The organism is Streptomyces aurantiacus (assembly GCF_001418335.1).
GTDB classification, from domain to species: domain Bacteria; phylum Actinomycetota; class Actinomycetes; order Streptomycetales; family Streptomycetaceae; genus Streptomyces; species Streptomyces aurantiacus.
This window is the reverse complement of sequence record NZ_LIPP01000061.1, coordinates 1-11,691: the sequence shown is the minus strand read 5'-3', so window position 1 is coordinate 11,691 and position 11,691 is coordinate 1. Positions and strand designations below refer to the sequence as shown.

Genomic DNA, 11,691 nt, shown 5'->3' with positions numbered 1-11,691 from the left:
ATAGCTAGCTGATCTTGAGGTTCGTCACGTACCAGGCGTCCTCGATCTTGCCGGCCTGGACGCTGATCTCCAGCTGGTCCGCCGTCACCCCGGTGGAGTGGGACAGGACGACCTGTTTGAGGGTCTGCCCGTCGATATTGATCTTGTCGGCGGGGAACACCACCGTGTCGCCGGTCGGCGGGACCTTCGTCACGTCCACCTTCGGGTCGTCGGTGGCCGGCTCGGGCGTGAACGACTCACGGATCGACCCGAGGGTTTTGTCCATCTGCTTCCTCTCGGGCGCGTCGTCGGCGCATGTCTCCTCACTGCCGACTTTCGCGGGCTTCGAGTCGGCGGCGGGGTCCGCCATCACCAGACACGCGTCCTTCGGCTCACCCTTGATGACCGCGGCGACCCACGCGGCGACAGCCCCCTCGGCCGTGGACTGGTCGGCGGCCGAAGCCCCCGATGACGCCGAGGCGTCATCGCCCGTCTTCTCCGCGTCGGATGCGGGCGAGCTGCTCGCGGACGAACTGCTCGCTGACGACTTCTCGTCCGAGGCCGAGTCCTTGTCGTCCGAACACCCCGCGAGCCCCACGACCGCCGCCACTGCGACCCCCGCGATCGAACCGACCCTTCTCGCCCTCTGATCCACTAACAGCACTCCGGCAGCCTTCCTGTGTACGTTCATGCGCTTCAACGGCACCACGAGTCGTCTCTCGTCGCGTCTCCGCTTCAACCATCAAGACGGGGCGGAGAGGGCAACGGTTCATTTCTGAAACGGTCATCGAAGTGCGTCGACGACGCGAGACGGCTACCGCGTCGGCGGGATCCGGTAGACGGAGACGTGAGAACGCGACTCGGCCGTGAACGGGGCCCCGCCCCAGTCCGCGTGCCTGGTCTCCAGCGCGAATCCGGCCAGTTGAGCCATGAGGTCGAGTTCGGCCGGCCAGATGTAGCGGTGCGGGCTGCGGAACAGTCGCGCCCGCTCGGTCTCGTCGAACCGGAAGTGGTGCGACACGACGTGCTGGCGCAGGACGTCGTAGGTGTCCAGGCCGACGTAGTCGGGGTCGGACCGCCAGACGGTGGCCGTCTGGCCTGGCGGGAGCTTGCGCAACTCGGGTACCCAGAGCTCGATCACGAACCGGCCACCGGGCGTGAGATGCCGGGCGGCGTTTCGAAAACACTCGACCTGCTCGGCCTGGGTGAGCAGGTTCGAGATCGTGTTGTAGACGAGATAGACCAGGCTGTACTCACCTGGGGCACCCGGGGCGCCCGGGGCCTCCGGGATGCCGGGCGTGTTGAGGGCTCTGGGCGCGGCAGCCGTCGCCATGTCACCGATGACCACGGGGATCGTCGCAGCGTCCGCCTTGGTGCGCAGTTGCTCCACCATCGGGAGTGACAACTCGATGCCGGTGACGGGCACTCCGCGCCGGGCGAGCGGTACGGCCACCCGTCCGGTCCCGATGGCGAACTCAAGAGCGGCCCCTTCCCCCGCGAGGTGGGCGAGGCGGTCCACGGTCGGCTCCAGCGTCTCGGGCGCGAACATGCCGGTGCCGGGCGTGTCGTACCGCTGAGCGGCGTCGGCGTCCCAGATCTCCTCCTGCTGCATTTCGTCAACGCTCGCCGCCGGCCCCCGCGTTGTCCAACGAATTAAGGAATTGAGGCACCACTCAGGGACAGGTGGCCGGCCGACCGGTGGTCCGGTCGTCCGGGGTACGGCGCTGTCGTCGGGGGTGACGTCGGCCGGTGTCGGTGGTAGGGGGTGTCTATGGCCCACGTCTGTGGGCCGGGGGCGGGGGTTCGGTGTGCGGGCGATCGTCGTGGGAGCGGGCATCGGTGGACTGGCGGCGACGCTGAGCCTGCGCCGCGCGGGCCATGAAGTGACGCTGGTCGAGCAGACGCCACGGTTCACCGAGATCGGTGCCGGTATCCAGCTCGCGCCCAACGCCACCCGCGTACTGCGCCGGCTCGGCCTGCTGGACGCGGTCTCCGCGTCCGCGTTCCGCCCCTCCGAGGTGCGCTTTCGCACCTGGTCCGACGGGACCGACGTCTGCCGCCACGTACTGGGACCCGAGGTCGAGGCCGCGTTCGGGGCGCCCTACCTGCTCGTCCACCGGGCTGACCTGCACAAGGTTCTGGCCACCGCGGTGCCGCCCGGATCGGTGCGCCTGGACACCACGGTCGTGGGCATCGACCAGGACGACAGGGCCGCCTACGTGACCACGGCGAGCGGTGAGCGCCTGGGCGCCGACCTGGTCGTGGCCGCCGACGGGATACGGTCCGCCGTCCGCCAGTGGCTCTTCGGCGCGGACGAGGCACTCTTCTCGGGCACCGCCGCCTACCGGGCGCTGCTCCCGGCAGGCAAGGTGGCCGACCTGGATCTCCCGGAGCTCGCCGTCTGGATGGGCCCGAGCCGGCACTTCGTCCACTACTGGGTGCGCCGCGGTGAACTGCTCAACATGGTGGCCGTGTTCACGGCGAAGGCGGCACAGGAGTCGTGGACCGCCCGGGCCGAACCGGGGGAGCAGTCGGGCGAGTTCGAGGGGTGGGACCCCCGCGTGCTCGCCGTCCTGGAACGCGCGGGGCAGGTGTTCCGCTACGGCATCCATACGCGCGCCCCGCTCGCACGGTGGAACGTCGGGCGAGTGACCCTGCTGGGCGACAGCGCCCACGCGATGGTGCCGTTCCTGGCCCAGGGCGCGGCGCAGGCGATCGTGGACGCGGCCGTGCTCGGCGACGTCCTCACGGACGCGACGCCGGCCGATGTGCCCGACGCGCTCGACGCGTACGTGCGCCGACGGCTGGCAACCGCCACGAGCGTGCAGGCAGGCGCGGCGCGGGCGGGCGAGGAGTTCCACCTGCCGGACGGGCCCGAGGCCCAGGCGCGCAACGCCCGCATGGCGGCGTACGCGGCCGGGAACAGGTTCATGCCGCAGGCGGCCGGGTGGGCGGCCGGCGCCGGTGACGAGCCGGCCGCGCCCTGACCGCTCCAGGTGCGCGGCCGTGAATGTTCCGTCAGCCCCGATCCGGACCGCGCTCACGGGACAGCGCGTCGGCGAGCTGCGTGAGCGTCTCCGCGAGCGCCGGTACCAGGGCGTCGGGGATCCTGTCGAGGACGCGGCGGCGGGCGCTGGCCAGGTGCGCGGGCCGCGCCGCCCGCATGGTGCGCAGGCCGCTGTCGGTGAGGACGGCTTCGTTGCCGCGGCCGTCGTGGCCGTGGCGTTCCTTGCTGACCAGCCCGTGCTTGCCCAGCCCGTCGACGAGGCGCGTGATGCGGGACGGGGTGAGGCCGGCCGCGTCGGCGAGCGCCGACATGCGCATGCGGTGGCCGGGTGCCGAACTGAGGATCAACAGGACGGCGAACTCGGTCATCGTGACGCCGGTACGGGACATGTCGTCCTCCAGCGCGCGGGGCAGGGAGTGGACCAGACGGCCCAGGCTCTGCCAGAGCTGGAGTTGGTCGGGGGACAGCGGGGCGGGATCGGCGTCGGCAGCCATGTCGGTCAGTGTATTTGACGAGGCAAGGAACTGCCGACATTATTGCTGAAGCAAGCAATTAAGGAGGTGGGTATGCCGCGTCCGTCCGAGGCACCCGACGGCTTCTCGCACGCATACGCCGACGTCAACGGCGTTCGACTGCATTACGTGATCGGCGGATCCGGTCCCGTGGCGGTACTGCTTCATGGGTGGCCGTTCACCTGGATCGAGTGGCGGGCCCTGATGCCGCTGCTGGCCGAGCAGGGCTTCACGGTGATCGCGCCGGACCTGCGCGGTTCCGGGGACTCCGCCGTCCCCGCCGGGCACTGGACCAAGCGGGACGAGGCCGAGGACCTCCACCGGCTCCTGCACCACCTGGGACACCGGCGGGCGTTCGTCGTCGGCACGGACGTGGGCACGATGACCGCTCACGCCTGGGCCCAGGCATACCCGGAGGACGTCACCCGGCTGGTGCTCAGTGAGGCGTTCCTGCCGGGCTACGGCCTGGAAGAGCACATGAACCCGGCTACGGGCGGCTCATGGCACTTCGGTTTCCACGCCCGGAGCGAACTGGCCGCGATGCTCACCCGCGACAAGGAGGAGTCGTACCTCTCCGGCTTCTGGTCGATGATGAGCCGCGGCGGCATCACCGGCGCCGACCGCGACGAACTCCTGCGCGCCTACACCGCGCCCGACGCGATGCGCGGTGGCTTCGAGCACTACGTCACGCTCGTCGAAGACGGCCGGGCCGCCCGCGCGGGCAAGCCGGTCCGGATGCCCGTCCTCGTTCTGAACGGTGAGTTCGGCCTGCCCCAGCAGGTTCTGCTGGACGGTGCCCGCCAGGCCGCGAGCGACGTACGCGCCGACACCGTCCCGGACGCCGCGCACACCTTCGCCGCAGACAACCCCCACGGGACGGTCGGCCGGCTCACCCACTTCTTCACCACCGAACCCGTCGCCTGACCGTGGCGGACCCACACACCTCAGTGCATCCACGCGACAGCGAACCCACACCTCAGCGAACACGGAGCAGCACGATGCAGATCCTCGTCACCGGTGCCACCGGCTACGCCGGCCGCCGCGTCTCCACCGCCCTGGCCCGCGCCGGGCACACCGTCCTGGGCCTGACCCGCGACCCTGCCACCCCGGCCGCCCGCGACCTCGCTGTCAACGAAGTCACTGTCGTACAGGGCGACTTGACCCGACCCGAAACGTGGCGCGGCCATCTGGACGGTACGGACGCGGTGGTGCACCTGCTCCTCGACATGAGCGATCCGATCGGTACCGACCAGCGACTGATCTCCGAACTGGTCGCGGCGCGGGAGCGGGACGCCCGGCTCCGCCACCTCGTCTTCACCACCGGCATCTCCTCCTACGGCCGCACCGGTCTGGCACTCATGGACGAGAACACCCCCGGCAACCCCGACAGCCCGCTCGGCTTCCGCTTCGCCCTGGAGAAGGAACTCGCCGCCACCGGCCTGGCCCACACCGTGGTCCGCCCCGGCTTCATGTACGGCGGCCCGGCCACCACCTCCATGACGGGGCAGTGGTTCGCCGCCGCCGAGGCCGGCAAACCCGTCTTCTACGGCGACACCACCAAGCGCTGGAGCTGGATACACGTCGACGACCTCGCCGACGCCTATGTCCGTGTCCTCGCCAACCCCGCCGCCGTCGACGGCGAGATCTTCGTCATCGCGGACGACCAGCGGCTGAGTGCCCTGGATCTGCAGCGCGCCGCCGTCAGGGCCGCCGGTTACACGGGAGAGATCATCATGGAGAGCGCCGAAGCCGGCGGCATGCTGCAGACAGCCGCCGACCAGGACGAACTCGTCTCCAGCGCCAAAGCCCATCGCCTGCTCGGCTGGCGCCCCCACCATGTCTCCTTCACCGACGCGCCCGAACGGCACTACCGCGCCTGGAAGGCCGCACAGCAGAGCGCCTGAGCCGGTCAGCCTGTCAGTCGGTCAGTCGGTCCGGAGGTTCTCCAGTGTCGACCGGGTGTCGGACTTCACCCATCGCGAGACCTCGCCGACCTCGGGCGGAGTGGTCGTCTCGTAGGACGACGTATAGACGCTCCAGCTCATCTGGTACGTCATCCAGCCGTCGCGCACCGCGAGGATCACCGACCGGCTGCCGCTGGTGGCGGCCGAGCCGGATGTGGTGTCCTCGGTCACGAGATAGGCCTCGTCACCGAAGCCGGACACCTCCTCCACTTCGTAGTCCTCGTAACGCTGGTGGTACTCCGACCACAGGGCGGTGAACTCGGCGGCCGGATCGGTCTTCTTGTGGAGATCCATCTGCACGGAGAGGTATGCGTCGGCGTAGGAGGAACTCGACGTTGTCTTCAGGGAGATGCTGCAGTAGCTCTGATCGATGGCCTTGTGCTTCAGCGAGTTGTGCGTGGGGGAGTCGTCCTTCTCGGCGTACTCGTCCCGGAGCGTGGAATAGTCGACCGAGGAGCAGAGATTGGACTTGGCCCGGTAGCCCGCCAGTTCGGGGTCGTCGCCGAGGGGGTCGAAGAGGAAGATCCCGCCGGCCCACAGCGCGGAGGCGACCACCGCACCCACGGCGGCCCACAGCACCGCACGCCCCGCGGTGCCCTTGCGCCCGGGCGGCGGAGGGAAGCCGGACGGCTGCCCGTACGCGTACTGCTGGGCCGGAGGATAGGCGGGCGGCGGCCCGTAGTTGTTCGCCGGCTGCGGGCTCGCGTACGGGCCCGGCGGCGCTGGCTCGGGTCTCGGCGGCGCTGACGGTGACGGCTGGTGGTGCGCCTGCGACTGGTTCTCGGGCGTGGGCGGACTCGCGGGCGCAGTGGCCGAGCTGGGCGGAGTGGCCGGGTCGGGCGGAGTGGCCGAGTCGGCTGGGGGCGGTGCCTGCGGTTCGGGCTGTGCCGGGACGTCTTCGGGCCGGTCCTGCATCCTGTGCTCCTTCTCCGAAGTCGTCGGGCGCGGTCGGGCGGTCGGGCGTGGCGACCACCCGTCGTGAGCCGGGGTACCGTCACCAGCGCGTCAGCCAACAAGCCGATTCTAGAGGGCAGTTCAACAGAACTGGCCTTCCCGGATCGCCCCGTGGTCAGTCGTCGATCCCGCCGATTCCGCCGCGAACGCCCGGCCCGAACCTCACTCCGGCGGCGTTGCCGGCGCCCGCGTCTCGCCGTGGTTCGGGTCTTGCGCCACGGTGACGTCGTAGCGCCAGAACGGCCGGACGAGCAGCGCGCCGGCCAGGACGACGAACATGCAGAGCAGTGAACTGCCCGTCCACGCGACGCCGAGGCCGGTGGCGGAGGCCATCGCGCCGGCGCGCAGGTCTCCGAGGCGGGGACCGCCCGCGACGACGACGGTGAAGACACCTTGCAGACGGCCGCGCATCGCGTCAGGCGCGTAGGTCTGCAGGATCGTCTCGCGATAGACGGCGCTGACCAGGTCCGCCGCTCCGGCAGCGGCCAGCAGGACCACCGCGACGAAGAGATGGTGGACGGTGCCCGCGAGAGCGATGGCAGCTGCCCAGACGGTGACCGCGACGGCCAGTGCCCGGCCTTGACGGCGTACGCGGCCGATCCAGCCGCTGCACAGCCCCGCCGCGACGGACCCCATGGCGATGGCCGAGTACAGCAGTCCCACTCCTCCGCCGAAGCGCGTCTCCGCGGCCTGCGGAAACAGGGCGGTGGGCATGGCCAACGTCATCGCCGCGATGTCGACCGCGAAGGACATCCACAGCACGGGGGCCGCTGTGATGAAGCGCAGCCCGTCGAGGACCGCACGCAGCCCGCCGGTCCGGACCGCTGATCCGGTCGGCATGACCGGAGGCAGGCGAAGGGCCGAGTACAGCAGGAGCGAGAACAGTACGGCGTCGGCGGCGTAGGCCCAGGAGTAGCCGTTCGGCAGGGAGATGAGGAGGCCGGCCACCAGCGGGCCCGCGACCTGCCCGACGTTGCCGGCGGTGAAGTACAGCGTGTTCGCGGCGGGCACCAGAGGCGTGGGGACGACGCGGGGAATGATCGCGCCGCGGGCGGCGGACGACATGGCGAACGCGCCTGCCTGGACGGCCACGAGGACGAGGATGACAGGTATCGAGCGCAGCTCGGCGACCGCCTGGATCAGCAGGGCCAGCGTGGTCGCCCAGGTGGCGAACGCCGATGCCAGGTACAGCACACGGCGGTCGAACCGGTCGGCGATGACACCCCCGTACAGACCGAAGACCACGAGCGGCGCGAGGCCGGCCAGTCCGGTCAGCCCCACGGACAGCGACGAGTGCGACAGCGAGTACACCTGCACCGGGATGGTGACCGCGGTGACCATGGTCCCGACGTAGGCCGCGCTCTGCCCGATCAGCAGGCGCCGGAAGACGGGGTAGGCCAACGGGCGGGTGTCGAGCGCGAAGCCGCGCAGACCGGAGACCATCCGGCGCGGACCGGAGGCCGTCCGGGCCTTCGGCGGGGGCGGGACGACAGGAGGAAGGCCGGGCGGAAGATCGGGTGGCGGTGGGTGAGGCGTCGTGGACATGGTCATTACGCTGGCAGGACCACCCGGCGCGCCGCTTCCGTTATTCTGCCGTCATATGTCGGAGAACAGCCAGGCGCACAAGGCGGCGGCGGAGCCCAGGGACACCACCCACGCCCACCTCGCGGGTGAGGTCATCGGCCGGCATCAGCATGGCTACCACCAGCTCCTCTACGTCAGCGCCGGTGTGCTGGCGGTGCAGACGGGCGAGGCGTCCTGGGTTGCGTCCAGCGCACGCGCCGTGTGGATTCCGGCGGGGACCTGGCATCAGCACCGGGTGCACGGGCACAGCTCCGTGCACACGCTCGGCTTCCCCGCCCACGACGTCCTGCTCAGGTCCGGGACACCGGTCGTCGTGGCCGTGGACGCCCTGGTACGCGAACTGATCATCGCGTGCAGCGAACCGTGCCTACCGCAGCCGGAGGCACGCCGCCTGCGCGCCGTCCTGCGGGACCGGCTGCGGCGGGCCCTCATCGAGCCCTTGACGCTGCCCACCCCCGGCAACCCCCTGCTGCGGCAGGCGTGCGCGCTGGTGACCGACGACCTGCGGCATCCGCGGACGGCGGCCTGGCTGGCACAGCGCATCGGCGTGAGCGAGCGCACCCTGGCCCGGCTGTTCAGGACCGAGTTCGGCATGACGTATCCGCAGTGGCGGACCAACGTCAGGGTCTTCCACGCCATGGTGCTGCTGGCGGAAGGAGCGAACGTCAGCGAAACGGGACGGCAGTGCGGGTGGTCGACGACCAGCGCGTTCATCGACACGTTCAGCCGGACCATGGGCCAGACACCGGGGACCTATCGCATCGGCCCCGGCGAGCGCGGATCCTCGGCCGCTGTGAGCCGGCGACGGGGAGGCATCCCCGCCCCGGCACATGTTTCGAGCGGGCCTTCCTAGTCGACCTGGATGTAGTCCAGTTCCGCGTAACCCGTGCCGCCGGCGAAGCCCGGCGAGCCCTTGGCCAGGCGGATGACGTTGTACCCGGCCCGCAGTGTCACTGTCTGGGACACCGTGGCCCCGAACTGCCCCCAGCCGGCGGTCGGCGGGTAGCTGACGGTCGTCCAGGCGCCGCCGTTGTAGGCGAGGCCCTGGGTGGCTGCCGCGCCGGTGCCGTTGGCGTAGCCGATGGACAGCTGGTAAGCGCGCGATGTGGGCACGTTGACGACGAAGTCCACGTAGGAGTGGGTGCGGGCGTCACCGATGTTGTCGATGCGCCCGACATAGCCGCCGTTGGAGGCGCCGGCGGAGGACAGGCTCTCGGCCCGGAAGACGGAGGAGTTCTCGGCCTCGTAGCGGTGCTGGTAGTCGGTGGCGGCGCCGGCCGGCGTGATCGCCAGCTGGTAGGCGGCGTCGGCGTTCATGTTGGGGACGCTGACGCTGATCGCCCCGTTGGAGACCTGGTGGGTCGTGGTGGAGACGGTCGTCGGAGCGGTGACGGCTGTGGTGCGTCCGGAACCGGGAGTCGAGCGCAGGGTCACCTTGACCGTGGAACCGAGCGGAGCCAGGCCTTTGACATTGACCGTGTTGGTGCCGGCTTCGTTGCCGAAGACCACGTCGACGGCTTTACGGGTGGTGTCGTAGGAGGCGAAGCCGTCCAGCCCGCTGAGGGAGGAGGGTGTGGTGGTGACCATGTTGCCCGCCATGTCGCCGTACCACTTGTAGAGCCAGTAGGAGGCGGTGGGCTGGTAGGCGGAGGTCGTCAGCAGGCCGTTGAACGTGCCGTACTCGTACCAGAACGCACGGTCCGCGGACCATACTTTCGCGCGTTCGAGCTTCGATATGTAGCTGCTGATGCGGCCGGGGACGTCGATCTCCGCCGGTGCTCCGTACTCGTTGACCGAGATCGGGCGAGGGGTCAGGCCGAGATCCGCCTCGATGGCCCGGTAGTCGGCGACGTGGGAGGCGATCAGGTCGGGACGGGAGACGAGTTCGTGCCAGCAGATGACGTCCGGGACCGTGCCGGATGCCCTGGCCGAGGTCAGGAAGTCCCGCATCCGGGCCGAGCTGTATGCCGAGTCGCTCGGTCCGACGATCGGGGTCACGCTGTCTTTGGCGCGTACGGCCTTGAAGGTGCGGGCCCAGCCGTCGTCGAACGGCCCGGCGGCAGCGGTGTTCCAGGTCCAGTCGGGCTCGTTCCACAGCTCCCACCCGCGGATGTTGGTCGCGCCGGTCGCGGCCAGCCGCTTGTCGACCATGGTGTCGACCTTGCCGAGCCAGTCGTCCCAGCTCACCCACCGGTAGGGGAAGTCCGGGTAGATGTCGGGCATCCGGATGATCTCGCCGGCGCCGGTGCGCTCCGCCTTGCCGGCGACCACGAGGGCGTCTCCTCCGGCGGGCTGCCCGTTGGGTTTCTGCTGGACGCCGGGGGCCGGCTGGGTGTGGGTGTGCGGGCGGAGCGCCTGGAGCAGGGCGTCGTCGGGTGGGGTGGAGGCGTCCTTCAGGGCGTAGAGCCCTCCGGCGGCGACCCGGGTGACGGGTTTGAACGGGGACGAGACGTCGACGGTGAGAGTGCCGCCGGCGGCGTGGGCCGGCGTGGGTGTGAGGGTGCCGGAGAGTAACAGGGCGCTTGTGACCAGCAAGGACGCTGTGACGGCCCGGCCCCTGCCGAGGGTGTGTGAGCGCATGCGGGATCGACCTCCGTGCGGGTGGGATGGATGGATGGATGGGTGGACGGGATGGATGGGTGGACGAGTGAGTGGACGAGTGGTGCTGTTGCCGCTCGCCGGTTCGGTGCGCGGCGGGTGGATCAGCTTTTGGTGGATCAGCTTTTGACGGCGCCGGCGGTCATGCCGGCGGCGACGTAGCGCTGGGCCAGGACCAGGAGGAAGGCGACGGGGACCGAGGCGACGACGGCGGTCGCCATGATGGCGTTCCACTCCTGGTTGTTGTTGCCGATGTAGCGGTAGATGCCCAGGGTGATGGGCTGCAGGGAGCTGCCGCCGGCGAGGGTGTTGGCGAAGACGAAGTCGGACCAGGCCCACAGGAAGCTGAAGAGGGCGACGGTGACGGTGGCGTTGCGGCTGACGGGCAGGATCACGGAGCGGAAGGTGCGCCAGGGACTCGCTCCGTCGATCTTCGTGGCATCGATGAGTTCGTCGGGGATGCCTCGCATGAACGCGGTGTAGATCATGACGCCGAAGGGGACCGCGATGGTGGAGTCGGCGATGATCAGTCCCCACCACGTGTTGAGGATGCCGAGGGTCAGGTAGACGCCGTAGAAGCCCATCGCCATCACGATGCCGGGAATCATCTGGGCGATGACCAGGATGAACCCCAGTGTGTTCCCACCGCGGACGCGGAGCTTGGAGAGGGCGTAGGCGGCCGGGGCGGCGATGGCCAGGGTCAGCGCGACGGTTCCCAGGCCGATGAGCAGGCTGGTGCCCAGATAGGGCAGTTGGTCGTCCAGAACGGCCCGGTAACCCTCGAAAGTCGGGTGGAGCGGCAGCAGGGAGGGAGTGGACGACCGCATCTCGTGCTGTGGCGTGAGGGATACGTTGACCATCCAGTAGACCGGCAGGAGCATCAGCGCGGTCAGTACCAGGGCGATCGCCGTGTTGCACCGGGCCCGGACGCGGGCCCGGCTGCGGGACCGGCCGAGGGCCGGTGCGCGTCGGCTGCCGGGGCGGGTGGTGGGACGGGTGCCGGGGTGGGTGGCGGCGGGTTTCACCGTGCTCATGCCTCCTGCCTGCGCTGGGTGTGGATGTGCAACAGGCCGAAGGCCAGGGCGATGACGAT

The 11,691-nt window shown here is 70.1% G+C and carries 12 protein-coding genes; 5 read left to right on the top strand and 7 right to left on the bottom strand.

What is annotated here, in order from left to right; all coding sequences use genetic code 11:
• Positions 1-4: 4 nt before the first annotated feature.
• Positions 5-349, bottom strand: a complete 345-nt coding sequence (locus AOK01_RS40890; protein ID WP_055510455.1) for a hypothetical protein — start codon at positions 347-349, stop codon at positions 5-7.
• A gap of 31 nt (positions 350-380) precedes the next feature.
• Here AOK01_RS40890 and AOK01_RS40885 point away from each other — a divergent pair, with 31 nt between their 5' ends.
• The gene (locus AOK01_RS40885) at positions 381-629 is read left to right on the top strand and encodes a hypothetical protein (protein ID WP_157871236.1); all 249 of its coding nucleotides are present in this window, start codon (positions 381-383) and stop codon (positions 627-629) included.
• A gap of 164 nt (positions 630-793) precedes the next feature.
• On the opposite strand, the gene AOK01_RS09430 is transcribed toward AOK01_RS40885, so the two are convergent.
• On the bottom strand, positions 794-1,591 hold the full coding sequence (locus AOK01_RS09430) for a class I SAM-dependent methyltransferase (RefSeq protein WP_055510451.1): 798 nt from the start codon (positions 1,589-1,591) through the stop codon (positions 794-796).
• A gap of 196 nt (positions 1,592-1,787) precedes the next feature.
• On the opposite strand from AOK01_RS09430, the gene AOK01_RS09425 reads away from it, so the two are divergent.
• A complete protein-coding gene (locus tag AOK01_RS09425; protein WP_055510510.1) occupies positions 1,788-2,966 on the top strand; it encodes an FAD-dependent monooxygenase in 1,179 nt (392 codons plus the stop codon).
• Positions 2,967-2,997: 31 nt separating this feature from the next.
• Here the strand turns inward: AOK01_RS09425 and AOK01_RS09420 are convergent, their stop codons facing one another.
• Positions 2,998-3,480: a MarR family winged helix-turn-helix transcriptional regulator gene (locus AOK01_RS09420; protein ID WP_055510449.1), complete on the bottom strand. Its 483-nt coding sequence runs from the start codon at positions 3,478-3,480 to the stop codon at positions 2,998-3,000.
• 72 nt (positions 3,481-3,552) lie between these two features.
• On the opposite strand from AOK01_RS09420, the gene AOK01_RS09415 reads away from it, so the two are divergent.
• Positions 3,553-4,422 (top strand): alpha/beta fold hydrolase, encoded by an 870-nt coding sequence (locus AOK01_RS09415; RefSeq protein ID WP_055510447.1) that lies wholly within the window; start codon positions 3,553-3,555, stop codon positions 4,420-4,422.
• A gap of 74 nt (positions 4,423-4,496) precedes the next feature.
• Positions 4,497-5,402: an NAD-dependent epimerase/dehydratase family protein gene (locus tag AOK01_RS09410; protein WP_055510445.1), complete on the top strand. Its 906-nt coding sequence runs from the start codon at positions 4,497-4,499 to the stop codon at positions 5,400-5,402.
• A gap of 21 nt (positions 5,403-5,423) precedes the next feature.
• Here the strand turns inward: AOK01_RS09410 and AOK01_RS44365 are convergent, their stop codons facing one another.
• Positions 5,424-6,377: a hypothetical protein gene (locus AOK01_RS44365; protein WP_079103291.1), complete on the bottom strand. Its 954-nt coding sequence runs from the start codon at positions 6,375-6,377 to the stop codon at positions 5,424-5,426.
• 201 nt (positions 6,378-6,578) lie between these two features.
• On the bottom strand, positions 6,579-7,961 hold the full coding sequence (locus tag AOK01_RS09400; RefSeq protein ID WP_245702189.1) for an MFS transporter: 1,383 nt from the start codon (positions 7,959-7,961) through the stop codon (positions 6,579-6,581).
• Positions 7,962-8,016: 55 nt separating this feature from the next.
• Here AOK01_RS09400 and AOK01_RS09395 point away from each other — a divergent pair, with 55 nt between their 5' ends.
• Positions 8,017-8,853, top strand: coding sequence for a helix-turn-helix transcriptional regulator (locus AOK01_RS09395; RefSeq protein ID WP_055510442.1), 837 nt, complete (start codon positions 8,017-8,019; stop codon positions 8,851-8,853).
• Here the strand turns inward: AOK01_RS09395 and AOK01_RS09390 are convergent.
• Together AOK01_RS09390 and AOK01_RS09385 are read right to left on the bottom strand one after the other, a co-directional pair.
• Positions 8,850-10,580 carry a carbohydrate-binding protein gene (locus tag AOK01_RS09390; RefSeq protein WP_055510440.1) on the bottom strand — a complete coding sequence of 577 codons (1,731 nt, stop codon included), beginning with the start codon at positions 10,578-10,580 and terminating at the stop codon, positions 8,850-8,852. The two genes, AOK01_RS09395 and AOK01_RS09390, sit on opposite strands and share 4 nt — an antisense overlap.
• Before the next feature lie 137 nt (positions 10,581-10,717).
• Complete coding sequence (locus tag AOK01_RS09385) at positions 10,718-11,479, bottom strand: carbohydrate ABC transporter permease (protein WP_055510508.1); 762 nt, start codon at positions 11,477-11,479, stop codon at positions 10,718-10,720.
• Positions 11,480-11,691 lie beyond the last annotated feature (212 nt).